This is a genomic window from Candidatus Babeliaceae bacterium (assembly GCA_041660765.1).
GTDB lineage: Bacteria > Babelota > Babeliae > Babelales > Babelaceae > JBAZVR01.
Map to the genome: position 1 here is coordinate 784,858 of JBAZVR010000001.1, position 24,613 is coordinate 809,470.

At 38.6% G+C, this 24,613-nt stretch carries 21 protein-coding genes; 15 read left to right on the forward strand and 6 right to left on the reverse strand.

The genetic code is table 11. From position 1 onward, the window contains the following. Positions 1-58 precede the first annotated feature (58 nt). From lon to WC707_04430, 3 genes are all read right to left on the reverse strand, one after another. Positions 59-2,428: an endopeptidase La gene (gene lon, locus WC707_04420; GenBank protein ID MFA6066394.1), complete on the reverse strand. Its 2,370-nt coding sequence runs from the start codon at positions 2,426-2,428 to the stop codon at positions 59-61. A gap of 242 nt (positions 2,429-2,670) precedes the next feature. Further along, positions 2,671-3,861, reverse strand: coding sequence for a tyrosine--tRNA ligase (gene tyrS, locus WC707_04425; GenBank protein MFA6066395.1), 1,191 nt, complete (start codon positions 3,859-3,861; stop codon positions 2,671-2,673). A gap of 9 nt (positions 3,862-3,870) precedes the next feature. Continuing rightward, positions 3,871-4,572: a hypothetical protein gene (locus tag WC707_04430; GenBank protein MFA6066396.1), complete on the reverse strand. Its 702-nt coding sequence runs from the start codon at positions 4,570-4,572 to the stop codon at positions 3,871-3,873. A 113-nt stretch (positions 4,573-4,685) separates the two neighbouring features. Between WC707_04430 and WC707_04435 the strand changes: the two genes are divergently transcribed. Together WC707_04435 and WC707_04440 are read left to right on the forward strand one after the other, a co-directional pair. Further along, on the forward strand, positions 4,686-6,755 hold the full coding sequence (locus tag WC707_04435) for a tetratricopeptide repeat protein (protein ID MFA6066397.1): 2,070 nt from the start codon (positions 4,686-4,688) through the stop codon (positions 6,753-6,755). Between the two features lie 54 nt (positions 6,756-6,809). Continuing rightward, entirely contained in the window at positions 6,810-7,484 is a 675-nt protein-coding gene (locus WC707_04440) for a hypothetical protein (GenBank protein MFA6066398.1), read from the forward strand. 2 nt (positions 7,485-7,486) lie between these two features. Here WC707_04440 and WC707_04445 read toward each other — a convergent pair whose 3' ends face one another. Then, positions 7,487-8,095, reverse strand: a complete 609-nt coding sequence (locus tag WC707_04445; GenBank protein MFA6066399.1) for a hypothetical protein — start codon at positions 8,093-8,095, stop codon at positions 7,487-7,489. A gap of 163 nt (positions 8,096-8,258) precedes the next feature. On the opposite strand from WC707_04445, the gene WC707_04450 reads away from it, so the two are divergent. The 5 genes from WC707_04450 (at position 8,259) to WC707_04470 (ending at position 13,586) form a co-directional block, all read left to right on the forward strand. Further along, positions 8,259-9,332 carry a phosphatidylserine decarboxylase gene (locus WC707_04450; GenBank protein MFA6066400.1) on the forward strand — a complete coding sequence of 358 codons (1,074 nt, stop codon included), beginning with the start codon at positions 8,259-8,261 and terminating at the stop codon, positions 9,330-9,332. A 135-nt stretch (positions 9,333-9,467) separates the two neighbouring features. Then, positions 9,468-11,903 (forward strand): valine--tRNA ligase, encoded by a 2,436-nt coding sequence (locus tag WC707_04455; GenBank protein ID MFA6066401.1) that lies wholly within the window; start codon positions 9,468-9,470, stop codon positions 11,901-11,903. Further along, entirely contained in the window at positions 11,900-12,361 is a 462-nt protein-coding gene (ybeY, locus tag WC707_04460; GenBank protein MFA6066402.1) for an rRNA maturation RNase YbeY, read from the forward strand. Before WC707_04455 ends, ybeY begins: the two co-directional genes overlap by 4 nt. Before the next feature lie 91 nt (positions 12,362-12,452). Beyond that, positions 12,453-13,082: a hypothetical protein gene (locus WC707_04465; protein ID MFA6066403.1), complete on the forward strand. Its 630-nt coding sequence runs from the start codon at positions 12,453-12,455 to the stop codon at positions 13,080-13,082. Positions 13,083-13,169: 87 nt separating this feature from the next. Continuing rightward, positions 13,170-13,586, forward strand: a complete 417-nt coding sequence (locus tag WC707_04470) for a hypothetical protein (protein ID MFA6066404.1) — start codon at positions 13,170-13,172, stop codon at positions 13,584-13,586. Between the two features lie 4 nt (positions 13,587-13,590). Here the strand turns inward: WC707_04470 and hisS are convergent, their stop codons facing one another. Beyond that, entirely contained in the window at positions 13,591-14,838 is a 1,248-nt protein-coding gene (hisS, locus tag WC707_04475; GenBank protein ID MFA6066405.1) for a histidine--tRNA ligase, read from the reverse strand. A gap of 151 nt (positions 14,839-14,989) precedes the next feature. On the opposite strand from hisS, the gene WC707_04480 reads away from it, so the two are divergent. From WC707_04480 to WC707_04515, 8 genes are all read left to right on the forward strand, one after another. After that, positions 14,990-16,495, forward strand: a complete 1,506-nt coding sequence (locus WC707_04480) for a hypothetical protein (protein MFA6066406.1) — start codon at positions 14,990-14,992, stop codon at positions 16,493-16,495. Between the two features lie 18 nt (positions 16,496-16,513). After that, complete coding sequence (locus tag WC707_04485; GenBank protein ID MFA6066407.1) at positions 16,514-18,484, forward strand: hypothetical protein; 1,971 nt, start codon at positions 16,514-16,516, stop codon at positions 18,482-18,484. 17 nt (positions 18,485-18,501) lie between these two features. Beyond that, positions 18,502-18,933 carry a hypothetical protein gene (locus tag WC707_04490; protein ID MFA6066408.1) on the forward strand — a complete coding sequence of 144 codons (432 nt, stop codon included), beginning with the start codon at positions 18,502-18,504 and terminating at the stop codon, positions 18,931-18,933. Positions 18,934-19,215: 282 nt separating this feature from the next. Then, complete coding sequence (locus tag WC707_04495) at positions 19,216-19,644, forward strand: hypothetical protein (GenBank protein ID MFA6066409.1); 429 nt, start codon at positions 19,216-19,218, stop codon at positions 19,642-19,644. A 282-nt stretch (positions 19,645-19,926) separates the two neighbouring features. After that, on the forward strand, positions 19,927-20,898 hold the full coding sequence (galE, locus tag WC707_04500) for a UDP-glucose 4-epimerase GalE (GenBank protein MFA6066410.1): 972 nt from the start codon (positions 19,927-19,929) through the stop codon (positions 20,896-20,898). 65 nt (positions 20,899-20,963) lie between these two features. Further along, a complete protein-coding gene (locus tag WC707_04505; GenBank protein ID MFA6066411.1) occupies positions 20,964-21,446 on the forward strand; it encodes a hypothetical protein in 483 nt (160 codons plus the stop codon). Between the two features lie 17 nt (positions 21,447-21,463). Then, positions 21,464-21,742: a hypothetical protein gene (locus WC707_04510; GenBank protein ID MFA6066412.1), complete on the forward strand. Its 279-nt coding sequence runs from the start codon at positions 21,464-21,466 to the stop codon at positions 21,740-21,742. A 54-nt stretch (positions 21,743-21,796) separates the two neighbouring features. Then, complete coding sequence (locus WC707_04515) at positions 21,797-22,003, forward strand: hypothetical protein (protein ID MFA6066413.1); 207 nt, start codon at positions 21,797-21,799, stop codon at positions 22,001-22,003. Here WC707_04515 and secA read toward each other — a convergent pair whose 3' ends face one another. Continuing rightward, positions 22,004-24,562, reverse strand: coding sequence for a preprotein translocase subunit SecA (gene secA / locus WC707_04520; GenBank protein ID MFA6066414.1), 2,559 nt, complete (start codon positions 24,560-24,562; stop codon positions 22,004-22,006). Positions 24,563-24,613: the final 51 nt, after the last annotated feature.

A 24,613-nucleotide genomic window follows, 5' to 3' on the forward strand; every position in this document is an offset into this window, starting at 1 on the left:
CCCAATGACGTATGGCATTTTTTTTAAGTATATGCTTCCTGAGTTTGTATTTCAAACTTTATGCAACACTTTTTACTTTTTCATTGCCACCTGGCATTAAAACATGATGTAATACCTCATCAGCATGCTTAACCCAAATAAGTTCTATTCCCTTTATCAGATCATCAAGCCCTATTATGTCTTTTTTGTTTTTATGCGGCAATATAATATGCGTTACTTGATTGCGCAATGCAGCCAAAATTTTTTCTTTAACGCCACCAATCGGCATAACATTACCACGCAAATTAATTTCACCCGTCATTGCGTAATGAGCATTGATAGGTCTAGAGGTCAAGGCTGACAAAATAGAACTCAACATAGTTACGCCGGCTGATGGTCCATCTTTTGGTATACCGCCACTAGGAACGTGTATATGTAAGTCGTACGCCGTAAACATAGATGGGTCAATATTAAATTCTGTATGATGCGCACGAGCGTAACTCAATGCGGCTTGGGCTGACTCCTTCATAACATCACCAAGCTGTCCCGTTAACATCAATAAGCCTTTACCGGGCATAATCATCGCCTCAATTTTTATCATCTCTCCACCATATACTGTCCATGCAAGCCCGTTAGTGATACCAACTAAATGTTCATGGCACGGATCTTCACTCAAAAAACGCTGTGGGCCAAGATATGTTTCTAGGCTTTCGGGAGTAAACGTAATAATTTTATTTTCTTCAACAATCGCTCGCGCGGCCTTTGCACATAATTTTTTGATGACACGTTCAATTTCTCGAACACCTGCCTCACGCGTATAATTAACTACAATTTCATTAATAACAGATCTATCAATAGACAATGCATGGTCAGTCAACCCACACTCAGCAAAAGCTTTTGGAATAAGATGTTGCTCTGCGATGCGTATTTTTTCTTCAGCTATATACCCCGACAATTGAATAACTTCCATACGATCTCTGAGCGGCTCAGAAAGCATATCAGCATTATTCGCTGTTGCTATAAAAATAACTTTAGACATATCGAATGGGATACCAATATAATTATCATAAAATGTTTTGTTTTGTTGCGGATCAAGTATTTCTAACATAGCGGCTGAAGGATCACCCCTAAAATCCGCCCCTATTTTATCAAGCTCATCAATAATAATAACCGGATTAGAAGAGCCTGCTTTACGAAGTCCTTGAATAAATCTACCAGGCATTGCTCCAACATACGTTCTGCGATGTCCACGAATTTCTGCCTCGTCTTTTACACCGCCCAATGATATCCTAAAATACTCTCTACCCAAGCTACGCGCTATTGACTTACCTAATGATGTTTTACCGGTCCCTGGAGGACCTGCAAAGCATAAAATAGGCGCATAGCCATCTTTTTTAAGTGAGCGAATTGATATAAAATCTAAAATTCTTTCTTTTATTTCTTTAAGACCATAATGATCTTCATCCAAAACGCGTCGAGCATGCTCTAAATCAAGATTGTCTGTCGTCTCTACCCCCCATGGTAGAGCCAAGACCCATTCTATATAATTACGAATAACGGCCGCTTCCATAGAGTCCGGCGATGTTTTTTCTAATCTATTAACCTGACGGTTAATTTCAACGGTTGCTTCTTCTGACAATGCAATTTCAGTAATCTTTTGTCGTATTTTATCAAGATCATCATTATCGTCTTCGCCCAGCTCTTTTTTAATTTGACGCAACTGCTCGCGCAAATAAAACTCCTTCTGAGCCTTATTCATAGAATCACGCGCACGATTTTTAATGCGCTCCTGCACCTCTGCAAGCTCAATTTCTTTAGATAAATGCTTATACAGCCCATCTAAGAACTGTTCATAGGTTGCGCACTCCAACAGCTGTTGTGACTGTTCTACCGAGAGATTTAAATGCGATAAAATAAAATCTGCTATTTTTTCTGGATCGTGCATCTTAGAAATAATTAAATGAAAATCAGGGCTCAACGATTGCCCAGAAATAGCCATTTTTTCTGCCAATGCTTTAATGTTTTTTATATGAGCAGACATTTCTTCTGATTGATAATCACTGTCTGACGGTATATACCGAATGGTCGCCGTTAAAATATCCGCATCAGCAGAAAGCAATTCGACCTCTGCCTTACACAATCCTTGAACAAGAATTTTGACACCACCTTCTGGGATCTTAATAAGTCTCATAACCGTAGCAACTGTTCCAACAGAATACAGATCTTTGGTCCCAATAGCTCCCTGATGATTTACAGACTCTTTATGCGATGCCAAAAGAAGTATTTTCTTTGACTGATCATCTAATGCAACATTAATACCCTTAATAATACGCTCATCAAGGACTAATAACGGTACAATCATGTGCGGAAAAACAACAACATCCATGGTAGGTATAACCGGGAGCACCTGTGGCATAGAATCTTGTAGAAATTGTGTGGCCGATTTCATAACAACTCCCCCTTTGGACCTCTCGTGAGGTATTCCCCTAATAACTTTATCCCTATGCCTGATTCTATCCAAGAGTTATATAATAAAACAATAATTTCTTAGAAAATTCATATTTAGCTTTTTTTAGCTGTATTTTTTCAAAAAATACATAATAATTATTACAAATCTTGAATATATAGAAAAATATATGCTATTAAAAACATATTAATATGAACTATAAACTTATAATAAAAAATTAAAGGTTAGGAGAGCGTATAAAATTTATGCTTGCCTATTTTAATATTCATTCCAGTTTGCCACTGCACCAGAGCCTTAATATCGACAATTTTTATTCCATCAATAGTAACAGCACGCGCCTCAATAAGCCGACGCAACTCTGATGAGCTTGCCTCTGGATTCAATATTTTGAGTAACTCTACAATAGACACTGGGTTTTTTGTACCGATAGGAAGCGTTACCTGCTGAGCATGCTCAAAATCACGTTTTTGAAATAAATGCTCAAACGTCTGTTGTGCCGCATCAGCTTCTTGCATAGACCAAAATTTGGCAATAATAGCATGAGAAAGTGCTTTTTTAAGCTGCATCGGGTGCGCAGCTGCTGCTTGCACTTGCTGTTTTAAGAAGGCAACTTCTGATACCGTCTTACCCAATAAAAGTTCGTAATAAACCCACATAAGATCATCAGATATAGACATAACTTTCCCATACGCCTGGTCTGCCGCTTCTGTCAATCCAATGGTATTGCCCAAAGATTTTGACATTTTTTGCACACCGTCAAGGCCTGGCAAAATAGGCAACGTCATGATGACCTGCGGCTCTTGGCCGTATTGCTCCTGCAAATGCCGCCCCATAATAATATTAAACGTTTGGTCCGTGCCGCCCAACTCTACATCTGCTTTCAATTCAACCGAATCATACGCCTGCAAGAGCGGGTATAATAATTCATGGAAGCTAATAGTTTGCTGGCTCTCTAATCTATTTGCAAAATCTTCTCGCTCTATAATACGCGCCAGAGTAACGTGTGAACACAATCTAATCCAGTCACGGCTACTTAAAGTATCAAGCCACTCAGAATTATATCTAATAACAATTTTATTAAGATCTAAAACTTTTCCCACTTGCTGAATATAAGTCTGTATATTGTGCTTAATAACTTCTTCAGTTAATGGCGGACGAGTCTTTGACCTGCCCGTAGGATCGCCTATGCGGGCGGTAAAATCCCCAATAAGAAAAATAATGGTATGTCCAAGATCTTGAAACTGTCTCATTTTTGAAAGCACAATAGTATGACCCAAATGAAGATCTGGTGACGTTGGATCTGCGCCTAATTTAATAATTAATTTTTTACGACTATCAAGTTTTTTAATAAGCTCATTTTTTGGCAAAACCTGCACGGCACCCGCGCAGAGCGAAGCATAAGAATTTTCTTGCATAACTATCCTTTACCAAATGGCTAACATATAAGCACTGTGTACAATGATACTCAAAAAAAGAGCTCTTAAGAAATCTGCAAAAAAGAAAAACATTATCATAGGCCCCAACAGCATAAAATAATCTGCATACTGCATATAGTCATATTTTTTTTCAAAACCAATCACAAGAGCGTACCTAAAAGCATTAAGAATAAAACTTAACGACGCAATAAAAACATTAAAAAATACAACCGCCATTAACAAAAAGGCGGAAACAACCATCCATGAAGGATAATGAGGAAATGTGTCTGTAAAATATTTAAGCGGAATATGCCCAGAAAAAAACATATGAAATGCGCATTCCAATGCCCGAGCTTCAAAAAAAACAACCAGCGTAAATAGTGATATAAAGGCCAAAACCAAACTAATAAACGTTTCGAAAAAATAAACACATATTAAGCGCAGCATACGATAGGGTGATTTAATTGCGTAGGGATCAATAGGAATTTGCCGTCCCCATCCAAATCCCAAAAAGACAATGAGGCCTAGACCGATGGCATCTATATGATCCAATGGATTAAGCGAAAGCAAACCAGCATCCTTTGCCGTACTATCCCCCATTTTATCTGCGAATAATGCCTGCGAAGCGCCGGACACGGTTGTAGAAAAAAAATAGGCGAACACGAGAGCCATTGACGTAACGATTGATTCTATAGTATTGAGATTGATCATATTAAAAACTAAGTCGAAAATTGGGCTGGTGCCCTTGTATATAATGTATAAACTACTTTTATCAGTTTAAGAAAAAATAAAAGTATGGTCAACTTAACACAAGAGAGTACGTTATGATAAAAAAACGCATACATACGCTATATTACGCGATCACACCCCTATTGCTTACCACAATAACCTGCATCTTTTATTACCCTTCTGTATGGTTTGGATTTCAATTTGATGATCTAGATAATATCACAAAATTTTATCCAATCAGGCATATGGTATTTAGAGAAATTTTTTTAAAAAATTCTCGCTGGATATCGTATTGGCTCAACGGCTTTTATTATTCCGTAGCCAGCTTTGATCCATTTATATATCGCTGCGGCAACCTTTTTTTTCATTGCATAACCGGCGCACTTGTTTTTTTTGTCACGCATGCGCTATTCACCAGAATGCGCACAAAAAATTTTTTTTCTGAGCACGCATATATATTGGCATTTTTCACATCAGCTCTCTTTTTGCTACATCCTCTTCAAACACAAACAGTGTCGTATGTAATTCAGGGGCAATTAGAAGGCCTTTCAGGACTATTTATCATGAGCATGGTGTTAAGTTTTTTGATCGCAACTGGTCCTTATACAACATACATACAATACAGCGCATGGCTTTCTCTTGCCCTCTGCACTTTTTTAGCATGCGGCACTAAAGAAATATCAATTATTGCACCCTTATTGTTGATAATAATCGACTGGTTTTTTGTCGCTCAAGGCGATCTAAAATCTTTTAAGCGTAGACTACCCATTCACTGCCTCATAACATGCTGCGTTATCGGGATATATATATACTTTTTAAAGCCACAATTTTTTTTAAATATTCTTGGTTTTCGTACAGAAGTTGCTAATAATATCGGCAATGTTTTAACACATAATAGCCAAGACACCATTACCCCATATAACTTTTGCATATCGCAAGCAAAAGTTATTTTACACTACATAGCTTTATTTTTCTGGCCGTTCACTATGAGTGTCGATTATGACTGGATGTTGTGTAGAAATATTTTTGCGTTAGATTGCTGGTTACCGTTCACGCTTCTCTTTTGTTCGCTTATATATATTGCATCACGACTGTATCGAGACACAACCGATGTTATCAGCTTTTGCTATATCTGGTTTTTTATTGCTCTGTTGCCAAGAGCAAGCATTATTCCATCAACTGAATTAATTGCCGATTACAAAACGTACACGGCCTCTTTTGGGATTTTTATTATACTAGCCGCCATAGTTGTTGCTGTATGCAAACGCTCAAAATTTAAAAATTATATATATATTTTTTTAATACTTATTTTGGGCTATCTCACCTACCAACGAAATACAGTTTGGAGCTCTGAAGAAGCCTTTTGGCTCGATATTATCAAACATGCACCAAAAAAAGCGCGCGCATACAATAATTACGGCGTTGCACTATCGCATCAAAACAAGCACGAGGCCGCACTCTCGTATTTTGAAAAAGCTCTCGATCTTGATTATCGTTATCCTGATGCATTAAATAATAAAGCATTTGCACACTCTTCTTTAGGACAACTTGATAGCGCAATTCACGCCATAAAACAGTGCATTATGCTACAACCATATTATCCAGAAGCGTACAATAATTTAGCATCTTTTCTCATGCAAAAGCACAACTACAATGACGCGCTTGATGCTCTCGATAAAGCGATATACTTGCGTCCCCATTATGGCAAAGCATATTTTAATAAAACACGTATTTATCTTATGCTAGACCGCGTAGAAGACGCCTGGCTATCGGCAAAAAGTGCGTGCCTAGAAGCTGACTTTGATAATGAACTGGGCTTTAATGCTTTTGGCATGACAAGCCTGATGCTTAACAAATTTGATGATGCTATTTTTGCTTACAGCAAAACGTTGGCAATAAACCCACACTCATTCGAAGCACAATTTCATCTGGCAAATGCCTATTATCTCAAACATGATTATCAACAGGCTTTACCTATTTTTAAAACATTACTTTCTCACAAGCCGCATGATATTAAAATACTCTATAATTATGCAGAGACATTATTGGCTCTCGATAACTATCAAGCTGCGCTTGGGCTGTACAGGCGCTTACAAAAAATCGCACCGACGCTACCTGGATTAGACCTACGCATTGCGCAATGTCTTGCAAAAACATTGCAATAACACGTGCTGTTATTATTAAATAAACCAAGCAATACACAACACAAAAGGGGCTGTATGTTATTTAAACAAAAAACCACAGTAATTATATTTTTATTATCAAGCATATCAATGCTCGGCAAAAGCAAAGCACCAGAAACAAAAAACAATAAACAATATATCGCACATTTGTATGCACAAGTAACAGGATTTGGCATTCCCAGCGACGAAGTATTATATATTACCCGCAAGGGCGGGGCGCCGACTTATGGGGAAATAACGTATGAAGCAGCGCAAGAATTATTAGAAGATTTAAAATTAGCATCATATGATATTTTTTATGATCTTGGATCGGGAATCGGTAAATTGGCAGTCCAGGTCGCGCTGACAACTCCCGCAAAAAAAATAGTTGGCGTAGAACTTTCCACCACCCGCCATAACACCGCGCGTAAAATAGCAAAACAGATTAAAAAAGATCACAAACTATCCAAATATAAAAAGATAGCATTCGAAAATAAAAATATAACAGAAGTATCGCTCAAAGATGCGACGGTAATTTTTATGTGCTCTACATGTTTTTCGCAAGAACTTATGCAAAAAATCATGCGCGTACTTGCCCATCATAAAAAAGGCCTCCGCGTTGTAACACTACAAAAATTACCAAAGAATGATCTCTTTATACTGGTTAAAGAATACAGGCTGCCGATGACATGGTCACCAAACAGCCCTGTATATTTATATTGCAAAAAATAAGATTATTTTTGATGATTCAAAAACGTTTGCATTGTTGCAATAGCTTTAAGGTTATCCTTAAGATTTTTGCATTCTGTGCAACCTACATCAATCTTGCAAAACTCTTCTGCTGCTGCATTGATAGCGCCTGAGGCATCGCCCGACAGAACTACTTCTGCTGCTATTGCTACCTTTTCGGCGGCATCACGTGCTGCTTTTTTATCTTTTAGTATTTCTTTGACATTAGCCTTGGCAATCAAATCTACCAACCAAAACAGAGAAATTTTTTGATCAGGTCGTACTAATTGAGCAGTTATTTTAACTCTTTCGCTGAGATGCGCAATCTCTTGCTGTTTATCTGACGATACAAACCAACCAAATATTTTTCCAAAGAACGGTGCTTTTTCAGCTAGTGCATTATAAGTTTTATACTTCAAGCGCAACAGAGCCAAATCTTTATATTGACTAGACTGACCTAAAAAGCCTTCAAATTGATCAATACGACCTAATACATGCTTCTGAAAAGGCATATAGGCGCATGTTCCTCGTAATTTTTGTCCAAAATCTTCTAATACCCCTGCTTGCGCAGTAATGACAGATAACAGCATTATTGCTGGTAATAAACGTTTCATAAAACCTCCATTAAATGTTAATAATATTATACTTTTGTAGTATTACTAGCGTAACAAATAATAATTATTTGTCAATTTTTAATACAAAAACAGAATTCATACTTGACTTTTTTTATACAAATTGCATACTATTTACACAGCACATATTAGATACAGGGGCTTTATGAAACAAAAAATAATACACGCACTACTCGTTTTTTTTAGTGTCTGTGCTATGATGAGCACCAAGGCGGATGTGCCAGCGGGACACTTTAACGCCCTCATGAAAAACATCAAAAAAGCCTTTAATTACACTAATAAAATAAGTTTTAGTAGTTTACGTATGTCAAAAGAAATCTTTCACAGTGATTTGGCTCAATTAGACCCTAAATCCCTGGACGTCATAGCTGACGACAATAAAGCGGTGGGGTTTTTATACGGCAATTCAATAGGGAAAATCGTCTGTTCAATAATAACCAAAAAATACCCCAGTGCTGCAGCCGGTTTTTTTGCGGATTCCCGCCTGAGCAAATACCTCATTCCCTCATTTATCAAAAAATATCATATAAATATGGCTGATTATAGCCAAAAAACGAACGAATTTGTGACTCTAAACGACTTTTTTAAACGAAAAATAAAGAGCGGCGTCCGCATAATAAGTACAGCTCCGTTAGTTTCTCCCGCAGATTCCGCCGTAACCTGTATCGAAAATATAGGTACAACTGCTGCAAAGAGCTCTTTTACGATTAAAGGCACACAATTTGATCTAGAAAAATTCTTAGGGGATAAAAAATTAGCAGAAGCCTACACGGGCGGCACGCTCCTTATCTTCAGATTGGCTCCGGGTGATTATCACCGCTTTCACTTTCCTGTAACGGGGACTGCAGAAGCAGCCGTACGTATTAAGGGAAATTATCAATCCGTACACCCACTTGCTTATATCAATGGCATTAACCCATTACTAGAAAATGAACGCAGATTAATCAAACTTACCTATAATGCTCATGCAACAACTCAAGAAGAATGCATTATTGTTCCGGTCGGGGCATTATTTGTCGGGCGCATGGGAGAAACGTATACTCCGGGCGCAGAGCATAATAAAGGTGATGAAATGGGATACTTTGAGTTTGGGGGCTCGACAGTTATTGTGCTGTTTAAGAAAAACATCTTTACTATAGACCCTATTATCGTAGAACGCTCTTTAGCTGGCAAAGAAACCGTCATCAAAATGGGCCAAGCCGTCGGCTTTGTTCAATAATAAAATTTTTATATAACTACGTATGCTTATGAGGCTGCACGGTAAACTGCAGGTCCCTATTTTTTTGACCTCAGACAAGATCGCGATTAAGCTAAAGAAATAACTATTTTTACCGATTTTCTTGGACTTTGCTGTATGGAAAAAAAATACGACTATCAACACGCGGAAAAAGATGCTCAGGCCTTATGGGATGCTGAAAAAATTTATGCTTATACCAATCAAGAAGGACCGCTCTATAGCATAGACACACCACCGCCGACAGTTTCTGGCGCTTTACATATTGGCCACATATTTTCATACACGCAAACGGATATTATTGCACGCTACAAACGTATGAACGGGCATGCTGTTTTTTATCCATTCGGCTTTGATGACAACGGTCTACCGACTGAACGTTTTGTCGAAAAAAAACGAGAAATTACCGCCCATCAAGTAGGCAGAACAGCATTTATAGAAGCATGCTTACAAGAAACGCATAGCGTTGAAGAACAGTTTAAGCAACTGTGGCAGCGCATGGGACTATCGGTTGACTGGAGCGCATGCTACTCAACAATAGATAGACAATCGCGCGCTATTTCTCAAAAATCATTTATAGAATTATATAAAAAGGGCTTTGCCTACCGCAAAGAAGAACCTGCGCTGTATTGCACCGCATGCAGAACATCGGTGGCTCAAGCAGAACTTGATGATGTCGAAAAACAAACATTGTTTAATGATCTTGTTTTTACCACAACAGACAATGAAGAACTTATTATTGCAACAACGCGCCCTGAATTATTAGGATCCTGCGTTGCAGTGCTCTATCATCCAGAAGATACGCGTTATCAACATCTTGCAGGTAAATCTGTGATAGTACCCCTCTTTAATAATACGGTACCCCTCATCGCTGACGAGAGCGTTGTCATAGAAAAAGGCAGCGGCCTTGTTATGTGCTGCACCTTCGGCGACAAAACAGATATTGAATGGTACAAAAAACATAAGTTTTCTTATAAGCCATCATTTGGCCAAGATGGACGTTTTATACAGGGCCCACTTGCAGGATTAAAAGTTGCAGCTGCACGAGAAGCAATTCTTGCATTATTAAAAGATGCAGGCGTTATTCGCCAGCAAAAAACAATTACGCATGCCGTCAATATTCATGAACGATGCAAAAATCCGATCGAATATTTAATGATTGCACAGTGGTTTATAAAAATTTTACCTCATAAAGAACAACTGCTTGCACTCGCGGACTCTATTACGTGGTACCCATCGTTTATGAAAACACGCTACAAAAATTGGGTAGAAAATTTACAATGGGACTGGGGTATTTCTCGCCAACGTTTTTATGGCATACCATTCCCTGTTTGGTACTGCAAAGACTGCTCAACGGTCATTGTACCGGATGAAAAAATATTGCCCGTAGATCCTCAAGAAATGCAACCATACACCACATGTTCACAATGCGCATCGCACAATCTGATACCAGACACTGATGTTATGGACACCTGGAATACGTCTTCACTGACACCATATATCTGCGCGCAGCTGTATGGCAAAGAAAATTTTATGCCTATGTCGATGCGACCACAAGCACATGACATTATTAGAACATGGGCGTTTTATACTATCGTCAAAGCGTGGATGCATGACAATATTATTCCATGGAAAACTATTGTCATTTCTGGACACGTATTAAGCAGCGAAAAAGAAAAAATATCTAAATCTCAGGGCAATAGCCCTTTGATCCCAGAAAATCTACTCAAAACTTATCCTGCTGATGTTATCCGGTACTGGACCGCGTCAGCAACATTGGGACAAGATGTGGCCTTTTCTGAAAGTCAATTTAAAATCGGTCAACGCTTACTGACTAAGATGTGGAACGCATTTATTTTTATCAAAGAACATACCGTCACTTCTGCAAATTTTGATGGAAAAATGGTCCACGACTGGGCATTTTTATCAGACGCAGATAGCGTCCATCAATGGCTTGCGCATAGAATAAGTGAAACGCATAAACTGTATGTCAAATATTTTGAAGAACACGAGTTTAGCTTAGCACTTGATACGATTGAACGTTTTTTCTGGCATGACGTGTGCGATAATTATCTCGAACTTGTTAAAGATCAATTACTGCATCCCGAAAATTATTCAGCTCAACAAGTTGCAACAACACGCACGATGCTCTATACAACCGGCATAAGAATTTTACAATTATATGCAGCGTATATTCCTCATATTACAGAAGCTATTTATAATGCTGTGTATGGCAATGGCATGATTATAAAATCATTACACCAAACCAAATTTTCGCATTACGATTACGTGTATGAAAATCAAGAAAGTGCACACGCTATCACACTTGTATTACAAATTGTTAGTGAAGTAAGAAGACTCAAATCTGATCATCAGTTGTCGCTCAAAACTGAACTTTCGCAACTGGTGATACACAGTACACATAATCTCACATCGCAAGAACGTTTAATTGCAGGTATCTCACGGGCGCACATAATTGTGTTTAGTGCAGAGCCTGGAGTATCACAACTCATTGCCTACAATAATGATACATGGAAGGCGACCGTCACGGTATGATTTTAATTAAAAACACGCAACGAAAAGTTATACTTGATACACAAAAACTAGAACAAAATGCGCAGGTACTCTTGGATAGCCTGCGCTATTCTGACTATGATCTGGGCATCTGGATCACTACCAATAAGACTATACGCTTGTACAACAAAACATATCGGCACAAAGATAAAGCTACCGATATTTTATCATTTATGAATTATCCACAACTTCAAGCTGGTAAACGCATTCGACCTATTGATGGTGATAAAAATCTTGGGGATCTTATTATTTCTGCGGAATATGTTGTACAGGAAGCGCTTAAATACAACGTCACGCTTGAACAACGTCTACAAGTATTATTAGTGCACGGCATCTGCCACCTCTTGGGATATGATCATATCGAAGACGCAGACTATCGCCGCATGCGGGCAAAAGAAGCCTATCTTCTCAAAAAGCTACGTAGCTCTTCGCAAAAATAAGACCCACCCACCGCTCATCTCGAGATCGCACGTAATTTATTTACACATAAACAATCTTGCTCTACATTTTCTTAGTTGCATAAGAGGGCGTATGAATATTAATAAGAAAAACAATATATTTTTTGAATTGAATAATAATGAAAAACTCGTCATAGAACTTCAAGATCCATTAGATATGGTCTTTCCCTGTGATGATATATGGATAAAATATTTGGGAAAAAATTCTTTAACATTAAGCTATGATTGTTTATTTTACTCACTAAATCAATTTACGGGCATGCTCCTTTCCGCGACAAATAACAGCTTGCCACTACATCCATCTATCAATAAAGATATTGGCTATTTATGGAATCAAGAATTGCACGGTGAACCAGAACTATTGCAAGAAGAACATCAAGGCCAACTTTTTTGGGTAGGCGAACGCTATAATCTATGGTCAACCCCGGGAGATATAAGACCAAAAGTAACCACGTGGCTTTATAATGATAAAAACGGGGATATTATTTTTGAAATAACACCAAATTATTTTTGGCATTTTGATGAACCAACGCCAGATGAAGATTATATTACCTATGAAGAATTTATGAAAAATTATGAGCCATATGTAATAAGAACAATCCCTCATGAGGTTGCCCAAACGTGGCTTGAACAAGCAAGTAAGTTATTAGAACAAGTAGAAAATAATTCGAAAAAACACAGCCCCACCGCTCATCTCGAGTAAAATTTCGAAGAAATTTTGTATCGAGAGATAGCTCATAAAAGGATTTATAAAAATTAGATATGGCGATTAATCAGAAGGGGATTGGGCATGATTGAACAATGGATCAGATGGGAACCAATAGAAGGTTTGGAAAAAAAATATTGCATACATAGTATTGAAGATACTCTTGAAGGATTTAGCGTATTGTTGTCCAACATCCATAATAAGGAACAAAAAATTCGAATAATATTTGAAAACTCCGTAGATGCCTATAGAAATACTCATGAAAATTTTAGGTCAAGCCTCAAATATGCGCTTAGTCTAAAGTATGGCGATACATTTTATGGAAGTTGGACATTTTTTAAAGTCACCAATTCATTATATATACAATGGCTTTTTGAACAATCTTTCGGGACTTCTGATTCATTAAACTTTATTCATTTTTCATTTATCGCGACAAATTCGATACTAGATATTGTTACTAATTATGAACCAAAAATTGAGCTCATAGAGACGGAATTGTAAAAGCCTATATCGCGAGCTCTTTGACAACATCAGATTGATTAACACGACGTTCATCGCCGGTGATCATATTCTTTAACGTCACGGTTTTAGCAGCTTGTTCATCCGGGCCGATTAATAAACAATACGCTACGCCTTTTTTGTTAGCCGCACGCATCATACTTTTGACCGAATCATTGTCCAACATAACTTCAACCGTTTTACCATGTAGCTGCAACTGGTCAGCCAGTAGCAGCGCAACCATGTGCTGATCCTGCGAGAATGGCAAAATTGCTAGTAATGATTTTTGAACAGGCAATGTAAGTTTATCTTTATTTTTTTCTAACATGAGAAGAATGCGCTCAATGCCAATAGCAGCTCCCAATGATGGCAATGGTTTTTTTGCACCAAGCAATGTTGCCAACCCGTCATATCTACCGCCGCCACAAAATGCATTTTGCGACCCAAGGTCACCACTCACAAATTCAAAAACGGTTTTATCGTAATAATCGAGACCTCGCACTAACGTGGGCTTGTGAGAATAAGAAACCGAAAGTTCTTCAAGATACTGCTGAACCGTCGTCCACTCGTGCGTACATGTTGCGCACAAAAAATCAGTCGTCTGCGGCGCGGTGCGATAGAGTTCTTGGCATGTTTCATTTTTGCAATCAAAAACCCTCAGAATGTTTTTTTCTTTACGGTCAAGGCATTTTTCGCAGAGTAGGCTTACATTTTTTTCTAAAAAGAGATGTAGTGCTTTTTTAAGCTCTGCTCTATCGCTGTGGCAGCCCAAAAAATTAATTAATAACGCATAAGAATCGAGCAATAAAATTTCATGAAAAAATCTATCGAGAAGAGTTATCAAAAAAACATCATAAGAAACTGTCGCAGCACCAAGCATTTCTATGGTCACTTGATGAAACTGCCTAAACCGCCCTTTTTGTGGGCGTTCATGCCTAAACATAGGACCGTAGGAAAAAACTTTCCAGGGTTGCTCCTGAACATCATTATTGTAAAATGCGCGAACAGTCGAAGCGGTTGCTTCTGGCCTTAAACAAATGGCTTCATCGCCACTTGATGTAACAAAATACATTTCTTTACTAATCACGTCGGTTTCTTGACCAATCGTACGTTTGAAAAGTTCTACTGGCTCTAAGATTGGTGTACTTATTTCTGAAAAATTATATTTTTCGAGATGTTTTTTTATATGGGTAATAAAAAAATTAAACAGAGAAAGATCAATAATATCGTGTGTGCCTTTAATGTTATTAATCATAATATCCTCTATCTATAGACTTTTTACCCTATCATTTTTTAGTATACCTCTATGCAAAAAAAATTAAACAATAATGTGTTGACGTATTAATCACAAAATTGCTACATCTTAGGCAAACAAAAATGTTTCATCAAAAAAAGGGAGTAATATGATGAAAAAAACAATACATCGCCTTATGCTTATAGCCGCTACAGTCAGCGGAAGCATGAGAGCCGATGACGCTGTCAGCCAAACATTTCTTTCCATCCGACCACAATTTCAATTCGGGTCACCAGAAAAAGAATCAATCTTTCGCAATGATCGCATGTCACAAAAAGAATGCGGCATCTGGGGCGCTCTCGATATAGTCCCATTTGGCGGACAGTCAACAAACGCTAATCGCATTACCAAATACTTCTTCCCCTTCAACAAAGCGACCTTGCTTGTTGCAGAAAACGGCTCATCTGCTGCGGCAAACAGAGATGTTGATCCTCAGCACTTTAACATAGAAACTCTTGATAATACCTTCCAAAGTACCATTACCATGTGCCCTCAACAATCTGTTGCTGCCGTTGGTTTTGACTGGAAGCAATCATTATCAAGCAGAGAAGATGGCTGCATCAAATGGTGGTTAGAAGTAGTTACTTCGGTCGTCCACGTACAAAATAAATTGAATTTTAAAGAAAATGTCATTGACAATGGCGGCGGCGCATTAGCAAACACTCTGGGGCTTGATAACGCTCAAGTTGTTGGCAACATGACACAAGCATTTAATCAATCGACCTGGAAATATGGTAAAATCGGCTGCAAGCCACTAAAAAAGACCGGTCTTGCAGACATAGAAATCGCATTAGGTTGGAATGCATGCCACACAGAAATGTGCCACTATAATGGTTATGCCGGCGTTGTTATACCAACAGGCAACAAACCAAAAGCACATTATGTTTTTGAACCAATCGTTGGTAACAACAAACACGTTGGTATCATGTACGGATCTAATATGGGATTCAAATTTTGGGAATGTGGCGATCATACCATTACTGGTGAAATAGACATCAATGGCCGCTATCTTTTCCGCAACAAACAACGCCGATCCTTTGATTTGTTTGATAAATCATGGAGCCGTTATATGGAAACATATGCATCTCTAGCTGAAGCACAAGCTGCTGCTACTGAGCAAAGCACACGTTCTGGTACATCAGGTATCAATCTTTTCACTGACTGTGTTAAAGTGAGCCCACGTTTTTCCGCTGTTGTAAACTCAGCATTTATTTATAAATATCACGGCTTTGAATTAGAAGTCGGTTATAACTTCTACGGACGTCAAGCAGAAAAAGTAAGTCTATGCTTTGATGAAGATTCTGCACTTAAAGATGCTGCAGGTCTTGGTAATACAACAATCGCACGTACCATTGGTCATGAATTTTCTTGCGCTGCGTGCCCTGATGTTACCATTCCACTTGCTGGTTATACACCAATTACAACAGCCCAAATTAATATTGACTCTGCTGCAACTCCTGCTGCTATCTCTAACATTATTTATGCAACAGGCGCTTATAACTGGGACTGCTGGTGCTTCCCTACTTTTGTAGGCTTGGGCGGATCATATGAATTTTCTCATGTTAATACAGCCATTCAACGTTGGACTGTATGGGGCAAATTGGGAATGTCATTCTAACAAATCTAAAGGACTATTATGATAAAAAAATTAATTACAGTAGTTGCGCTCGCAGCATTTATGCTGCCTGCGCCACAGATACTATTGGCAAAAGACGCACCTGCGGGCGGCCGAGCCACTTTTGATAGGTACAAACAAGCAAGTAAAACGTACCAGGCTGATCCAACTAATGATATCAAGTATCAAGCATTCGAAAAGATTGCAAAAGAACTTACAGCAGAATATCAGATACGCAAAATGCAAATGAAACAAGGCGTGAAAATAAAACAAACCATCAATAAAGCGTGGTATGATATCGCCAAAGCAGACTTAAACAATGCCCGCGCCGCCCGTGCAGCCCGTGGAAAAGCTGTTCCAAAAGCAAAAGAGATCGAACAACAAACAAAAGTTGAAATTCTTGCAAACGCCTCTCCAGAAATGCGTGCAGAAGTCACACAAAACACTCCTGCTACAGAAAAAGTTGCCGACGTTTTAGCAACTGTAAACGAGGTCGAAAAGAACCTCGAAAACGCTGAAAACGTACTCGCCAGCACTTCAAGTCCAGCCGTTAAAGAACAGCAAGTAGAAGCTATCAACAAAGGATTAGAAACTCTCAAAAAAGAAGAAAAAAAAGCTGAAACCGCGGTATCGACAGCAGCTCCAGGCAGCACCGATAAAAAAGATGCTGAAGAAGGCGCAAAAGTTGTAACAGAAAAAGTTGAAGAACTCACAAAAGAAGCTGAAAAAGTTATTACAGAAGCTACAGGGCTAGAACTTCCACCACCAGTAGTAGAAGAAACTACTAGTGTTCAGCTTCCACCGCCACTAGACGTAACAAAGCTGCCAAAACCAATAACTCCTGAGGCTGCAAGCCTATCTGCTAAATTAGCAAGGATCAAAGATTTTCAAGCGTATATAAATAAATATAAAAAAGAAACATTTGAATTCTTAAGTTCCGATAAAAAACTTCAGATCGAATCTGATATTAATACAGCAGTTGCTGACGCGCTCTACACAGTGGGACTTACGGTAGGCAAAGACACTACTGAACTGGCCAATAATATCTGGATGTATTTGGAAGACGCGCTCAATCTGTTGGGCAAAAATAAAAATATTTTTGTCACTAAGAAAAGAGCAATAATAGATGCAATGAATGAGCTGTATAATAAATACAAATTTGGCACAGGTTGGTTTACGGGGCCTAAATATAAAAAACTCGAATATAAAGACTATATATCAGAAGAAGCAACAAAGACAAAACCAAAAAAATCTCAAGAGGAAATAGATCTAAAAAGAGCATCTGACTATTTAGATGCGATAAAGATTCAAACCCTAAAAGATCTTTCAGAAACAAGCAAAGAAGTAATAACACCGACTACCCCTAAAGCCCAAGAACAAGAGATCGAAAGCGCTAAAAAGCAGCTAGAACAAGCACTAAATCAAGCACTTGAATATGGCGACTTGTATATTATTGTTACGCCGACAGACAAACAAGATCCGGCAAAAGCAGCTGTCTATTATACTTTATTCGAAAACATATTAAATAATGTTGTGGCAACTCCAGATAGAAGAACCAGCGGCAATCTTGAAATAAAACGTCGACTAGTCAATCTATTAAATGTGTATCTAAAAAAATATCCTACTTGGTCTACAAAAGTGACTGGTTATTTTAAATTTGAAAACTATAGTCCAAGTAAGGCGGTTGTGCCCGGCAAACCATCGACCCAAACCACGACATCAACCCCAGCCACCGGCGGCGCAGTGAAGAATTATAGCACGATGAGCAAAGAAGAAGTTGAGCAAGCTTTTGCTGATCTTAAAAATGATCCGGTGATGGATGAAGACGCTAGTCAAGCGAACAAAGACGCCGCAAAAAAATTGGCTGCTAATTACGAAGCTGCAATTAAAGCGGGAGAAGATAAAAAAGCTGAGCCAATAAAAATTAATGCCGCAAAACAAAAATTAAAAGATTTACGCGAGTATTATAAAGAAATTGGTATTGATTTATAAAATTTTGAAGGGCACATATGAAAAAAATAATATTTGCAATAGTTTTTGGAATAAATCTATCGATGAACGCTGTTATATCTGATGATGAGTATTTTGATAGCGCTAGGAGCGAGGGAAATAAAACAGTTGCAGAGGCCATTTATCACGTATTAACAGGAAAAACACAAAGCAAAGCTCTCAGGGATTTTAAAAAAACATTTCAGAGTGATCCAAAGCCGGCGGCTGGCGGCGGGGTTGATCTGAGCCAAGCGTCAAAAGAGTTCAGGGAAAAACTTGAAGCAGCTAAAACAGAAGAGCAAAAGATTGCTCTTTTCAGTGATCTCTTCACAGACCCTAAGCTTTCTGGACACAAAGCGATTGCTGCTTTAAATGCTAAAGAAACTGATCTTAAGTTTCAAGACGCAGTTAAAAATGCTAAAATTGCGGCTAAGGCAGCAATAGGAAATTAATAACTTTACTCAGAAGAAGTTATGCAAACAGGGGCCGGGAGAAATCTCGGCCCCTCTGCTATGCAAAAAAATTCTCCCCACATACTTTTATTAGTGCAAATAAGTTTAATAAAAGCGCTGGATTCTGGGCTGCTTTTTGTATTTCAAAATGCTATAATACAGGTATGGAGCCTCTGAAATTGACAAATTTTTAGATTCTTGTAATATAAGATAAGTAACGTGAATATTGTATATATATACAATATGTAATCTATAAAAACAGATACAATCAAAGGAAACATTATGAAATTCACATCAAAAGCATTATTACTTACCTGCGTAGCTACTCTTTCTTTGGCTTCTTTAAAAGCTGATGAACCTGCAGTAGAAGCTGGAAAAGAAGCAGTAAAAACTGTTGCCGCTGCAGCTCCAAGCATGTTCACCAGATTAGTTGATTCTATAAAATCATCCTGGACCAGCATTGCAACAACAAGCTCAACAAAAGCTGGCGAAGTTAAAACTGCTGTTTCCACAAAAGCATCAGACGTTGCAACATCTGCTCAAGCATTGATCGAATCAATGAAAAAGTCAGAACTTGCTACAAAAACAGGTGAATTTTGTACAGCAAATTCAGGAAAAATCACAGGTGTAGTTGTTGTTTCTGCAGCACTCATTGCAGGCTACGCAATTTACAAAACATACTATGCTGAAAAGAACGAAAAAGCAGCGTAAGCTCTTTTTAATTATTCAAGTTTAGAATAAAGCATTAATACGGCTGGGCGTAATACCCCGGCCGTATTTTTTTTAAACCTCGATACTCAGTTCTTCTAAATTCAATCAAAGTAATTGATCTCTCGATACATTCAACTTTGCCCTATAGGCTACGTCGAACACTCGAGATGAGCGGTGGAGAGCAAATTAAGTTTGCTCATAGTGATTTTTGGCTAGGATTAGGTAAATTTTGCCCCCAATAAGCTGGTGGAGTATACTGCCCACAGCATATGGGAGTAATACATGAAGACAGTTCTTGTCACCGGCGGGGCGGGGTATATTGGATCAGCAATCAGCTTGATGCTGGTGCAGCATGGATACCGAGTTATTATTATTGATCATGCGCCGCAGGTGCCGGACGTACTTGTGCACGAACAAGTTATTTTTTATTCAGCCGATTTTGCAGACACGCAGCTCTTGAATACTCTTTTTACCCAGTTTATTATCACGGCAGTGATACACTGCGCAGCGTATATAGAAGTAGCAGAATCGGTAGCACATCCTCAAAAATATTATAATAATAATGTAACCAAAACGATTACTCTCTTAGATACAATTATACAGCACAGGCCGGTACCCGTTATTTTTTCCTCAAGTGCCGCCGTCTACGGCACACCACTGAGCCTACCCATACCAGAAACACACCCCAAAAATCCTATCAGCCCCTACGGCATGTCAAAATATATAGTAGAGTGCATCTTGCACGATTATAATAGAGCCTATGGACTGCCTTATGTTGTTTTTAGGTATTTTAATGCTGCCGGAGCCCTGCCAGAATATAAACTTGGCGAACGGCATACACCAGAAACCCATATAATACCCTTGCTTATACGCGCAGCAAGCACGCAGAAACCATTTACTATATTTGGCAACTACACTACGCCTGATGGGAGCGCCATTCGGGATTATATTCATGTTGCAGACATTGCGTCTGCACACATACAAGCACTTACTTATATACTTACTACAAAGATATCTCATATTTTTAACCTGGGAACTGGTGACGGCAACTCTATTTTAGAGGTGATCGCAGAAGTAAATAGGCTGACCAAGCATCCCATAATCTCCCAAACCGCCCCTGCACGCGCCGGCGACCCTGCAGCTCTCGTGGCAGACATAAGATCAGCACAATCCATTCTTGGTTGGAACCCGCACTATCAGTTGCAAAATATAGCAAAATCAGCATATATTTTTTATATAAATTATTGCAATTAGAATAGTTTTATTGCTATAGTAAAATAAAAGCCTCATTTATAAAAAATAAAACACGAAAGGCTCTTATGTGTAAAAAATTAGTAGGTTTAGTATTGTTGGCAACAACAGCAGGGTCCGTTTTTGCATGTCCCTATACATTTATTAACGATAGTGACAAGCCTGTTATTCTTGCAGAATATATTTCGAAGGCGCAGTTTGTAGAACCGAATGGCGGCAAGGTTACCGTTGTAGCTCCCATGAGCTCCGAGCATGATCATAGTTCTAGCCCTGAAACAGACATAGATCATGGTGATTTGGGAACGGAAAGTCATGGTTGGAATGGGCACGCACATATTTATGTGTACAAAAAAGTAGATGGTTCTGATTTTAAGCTTGAATATAAGATAAAAGAAGCTGCGTGCGGTAAAGATAGCAAGATTAGTTATAGTCTTCTTGAAGGCATGGCGAATGGGACAGAAAACACCGGACGCTTTGGTATCAAAAAAATGACGCCGGAACGAGAAGAAGCGAAGGTAAAAAAATTAGCGTATAAAGAACTGAATAAGTAACCAATAAGGAGAGTCGTATGAAGAACAAAAACAGAAACTTCGAGAACAAAAACAATCAGAACAACCAAAATGCTGTTCAAAAACAGGCTGGTTCTGGCGCTGAACAACAAAAAAGCGCATGGAACAATCCAAATGCCAATAAACAACAAGGCCAAGAAAAAAAGGCCCAGCATGAAGGCTCTTATAATAAGCACGGCCAACAGCAAAAAGAAACTAATGGCAAAGCCGCTTCTTGGGAAAAACATAAAAAGGGTGGTTGTTGCGGTAACAATAACGACAATAACTGCTGCTCATAATTATTAATTTTTTATGTGCGGGGCAAAAGCCCCGCACTAACTTGAAAGATAATCATGTCACATAAACATTATCGAAAAAAAACAAAAGAATTCAAAGAAAAAGAAGCTGAGGAACAGGCAGAGCAATCAGCGTTGATCAATTATATGAAGAGCAACGACAAGCGTGTTTCTCGTGGTGCTTTGCATGACAAAAAGCACAAGCGTCCTGAAGAAAATGAAAACTATCGCACCCGCTATAAAAAAAGTCGAGTCGAAGAATAATTACTTCCCGTGGCATTTTTTGTATTTTTTATCCGATCCGCAAGGACACGCTTCGTTACGATTAACCTTATCACTTGCAACAGCTTGTGCCTGAGTTTCTTCCGGCGATGCCGTTCCTGCAAGTTGTAATTGATCAAGTTCATCTTCGCGTTTTTTTGCCAACGCTTGTGTATCAAATTTTTCAAAATTAATATGGAAAATGTGATGAATAATTTCAAAGCGAACAGCGCGCATCATGTCTTCAAACATAGCAAAGGCTTCTCGTTTATATTCGATGAGCGGGTTTTTTTGTCCCCAACCACGCAAACCGATACCTTCTTTAAGATGGTCTAAGTTAAGCATATGCTGTTTCCAGGCTTGATCTAAAGATTCTAGCATAATCCATTTTTGCGCTTCACGAATAACTGCACCAGGATTTTCGTTATCACTATTATTATGGCTATGGGCATTTCTAATAAGGTCGTAACGCTTGAGTAAATAATTAATAATATCACTACGTAGCACCTCACTATTATTTTCTGAGAACGCTTGCTTATTAAGCTCTTCTAATCCGATTCCCGTCATTTGAGCAACAGCCTTACAAATATCTGCACGTATTTCGCCGGTCAGCGCACGTTCTTGCGCATGGTGACTGACAATATCACCAACGGCATCATCAATAAGATCCCGTATAAGATCAAAACTTCCTTCATTGCCTTCTAAGATAATACGACGGTACTGATACATAACAATACGTTGTTGATTTAACACGTCATCGTATTCCAAAAGATGCTTACGAACTTCAAAGTTTCTTTTTTCAACTTTTTCTTGGGAATTTTCTATATTTCTTGAAATCATAGGAGATTCTATTGTTTCTTCTTCCGTCATACCAAAGCGTTGCATATTTTTTTTGATGCCCTCGCCGGCAAAAATCCTAATAAGGTCATCTTCCAAAGAAATATAAAAACGAGATTCACCAGGATCGCCTTGACGACCAGATCGACCTCTCAACTGATTGTCGATACGCCTACTTTCATGACGCTCTGTTCCGAGAATATATAAGCCACCAGCAGCTATAGAATCAGCCGTTAGTTTAATATCTGTTCCTCGACCAGCCATATTGGTTGCAATAGTTACGTGTCCTTTTTCCCCAGCGTGAGCAACAATATCAGCTTCACGTGCGTGTTGCTTTGCATTAAGCACTTCATGAGGAATGCCGTGCATCTTTAAAATATTACTCAAAAATTCTGAAGTTTCGATCGCGATAGTACCTATCAAAACCGGCTGTCCCTTGGCGTATCGTTCTTGAATATCTTTAACGATCGCCTTATATTTTGCATTTTTAGAAAGAAAAATATAATCAGGCTTGTCATCGCGGATCATTGCCTGATTGGTAGGTATACTGACTACATCAAGCTTATATATTCTATGAAATTCTTCTGCTTCTGTAGCCGCAGTCCCGGTCATACCCGCAAGTTTTTTGTATAATCTAAAATAATTTTGCAAAGTAATTGCTGCAAGTGTTTGACTTTCGCGCTCAACCGTCACGCGTTCTTTGGCTTCTAATGCCTGATGCAATCCGTCACTATAGCGGCGGCCAGCCAACATACGGCCGGTAAATTCATCGACAATAAGCACTTCGTCGTCTTTTACTACATAATCAACATCGCGCTTAAAAAGAGTATGCGCACGCAGCGCCTGATTGATATGGTGCAATAATTTTATATTTTCTATAGCGTACAAATTTTTAATACCATAAGCGGCTTCTACTTTATCAATACCAGCTTCGGTCAATTGCACTGATTTTTCTTTTTCATCAATTTCGTAATCAATTTTATCTACAAGTTTTAATGCTATAGCATTTGCCTGAGCATATAGAATGCTGCCTTCATCGGAGCTTCCTGATATGATGAGTGGCGTACGTGCTTCATCAATCAATATGGAGTCAACTTCATCGACGATAGCGTAATTAAGATCGCGCTGCACATAATCTTCCAATCTAAATTTCATATTATCGCGTAAATAATCAAACCCAAGTTCATTATTAGTTGCATACACGATATCGCATGCGTATGCCTTTTGGCGCTCTGCATCATGCATATTATTTTGTATAATGCCAACCGTTAATCCCAGGTGATTAAAAATAGGGCTCATCCATGCAGCATCACGTCGCGCTAAATAATCATTGACAGTAACAAGATGCGCGCCCTTACCAGACAGCGCATTGAGATATAACGCTAATGTCGCCGTTAATGTTTTACCTTCACCCGTTTTCATTTCAGAAATTTTACCCTGATGCAATACAATACCGCCAACAAGTTGCACGTCATAATGACGCTGGCCAAGCTTGCGACGTGAGGTTTCTCGCACAACGGCAAACGCCTCCGGCAAAATATCATCGAGTGTTTTTCCAGTAGCTAATTGTGCTCTAAATTCGACAGTTTTATGAGTTAATTGCTCATCACTCAATGCTTGAATTGCTGGCTCAAAAGCATTAATCTGAGCAACAATCGGTTGTATGCGTGAAAGCTGCCGCGCATTAGCGGTGCCAAATATTTTTGCTATTAAACCTGCGATCATCGAAATCCTTAAATTTTAACGGGGATTACTATAATTTGTATATACATAATT

What these genes read in the sequence shown, in the direction of transcription:
- tyrS (MFA6066395.1), bottom strand. Translation starts at nt 3,861, where the DNA reads ATGCAAGAAAATTCTTATGCTTCGCTCTGCGCGGGTGCCGTGCAGGTT.
- WC707_04480 (MFA6066406.1), top strand. Translation starts at nt 14,990, where the DNA reads ATGAAAAAAACAATACATCGCCTTATGCTTATAGCCGCTACAGTCAGC.
- WC707_04450 (MFA6066400.1), top strand. Translation starts at nt 8,259, where the DNA reads ATGAAACAAAAAATAATACACGCACTACTCGTTTTTTTTAGTGTCTGT.
- secA (MFA6066414.1), bottom strand. Translation starts at nt 24,562, where the DNA reads ATGATCGCAGGTTTAATAGCAAAAATATTTGGCACCGCTAATGCGCGG.
- WC707_04435 (MFA6066397.1), top strand. Translation starts at nt 4,686, where the DNA reads ATGATAAAAAAACGCATACATACGCTATATTACGCGATCACACCCCTA.
- WC707_04470 (MFA6066404.1), top strand. Translation starts at nt 13,170, where the DNA reads ATGATTGAACAATGGATCAGATGGGAACCAATAGAAGGTTTGGAAAAA.
- WC707_04495 (MFA6066409.1), top strand. Translation starts at nt 19,216, where the DNA reads ATGAAATTCACATCAAAAGCATTATTACTTACCTGCGTAGCTACTCTT.
- WC707_04445 (MFA6066399.1), bottom strand. Translation starts at nt 8,095, where the DNA reads ATGAAACGTTTATTACCAGCAATAATGCTGTTATCTGTCATTACTGCG.
- WC707_04485 (MFA6066407.1), top strand. Translation starts at nt 16,514, where the DNA reads ATGATAAAAAAATTAATTACAGTAGTTGCGCTCGCAGCATTTATGCTG.
- WC707_04510 (MFA6066412.1), top strand. Translation starts at nt 21,464, where the DNA reads ATGAAGAACAAAAACAGAAACTTCGAGAACAAAAACAATCAGAACAAC.
- WC707_04440 (MFA6066398.1), top strand. Translation starts at nt 6,810, where the DNA reads ATGTTATTTAAACAAAAAACCACAGTAATTATATTTTTATTATCAAGC.
- hisS (MFA6066405.1), bottom strand. Translation starts at nt 14,838, where the DNA reads ATGATTAATAACATTAAAGGCACACACGATATTATTGATCTTTCTCTG.
- WC707_04455 (MFA6066401.1), top strand. Translation starts at nt 9,468, where the DNA reads ATGGAAAAAAAATACGACTATCAACACGCGGAAAAAGATGCTCAGGCC.
- galE (MFA6066410.1), top strand. Translation starts at nt 19,927, where the DNA reads ATGAAGACAGTTCTTGTCACCGGCGGGGCGGGGTATATTGGATCAGCA.
- ybeY (MFA6066402.1), top strand. Translation starts at nt 11,900, where the DNA reads ATGATTTTAATTAAAAACACGCAACGAAAAGTTATACTTGATACACAA.
- WC707_04465 (MFA6066403.1), top strand. Translation starts at nt 12,453, where the DNA reads ATGAATATTAATAAGAAAAACAATATATTTTTTGAATTGAATAATAAT.
- WC707_04430 (MFA6066396.1), bottom strand. Translation starts at nt 4,572, where the DNA reads ATGATCAATCTCAATACTATAGAATCAATCGTTACGTCAATGGCTCTC.
- lon (MFA6066394.1), bottom strand. Translation starts at nt 2,428, where the DNA reads ATGAAATCGGCCACACAATTTCTACAAGATTCTATGCCACAGGTGCTC.
- WC707_04490 (MFA6066408.1), top strand. Translation starts at nt 18,502, where the DNA reads ATGAAAAAAATAATATTTGCAATAGTTTTTGGAATAAATCTATCGATG.
- WC707_04515 (MFA6066413.1), top strand. Translation starts at nt 21,797, where the DNA reads ATGTCACATAAACATTATCGAAAAAAAACAAAAGAATTCAAAGAAAAA.
- WC707_04505 (MFA6066411.1), top strand. Translation starts at nt 20,964, where the DNA reads ATGTGTAAAAAATTAGTAGGTTTAGTATTGTTGGCAACAACAGCAGGG.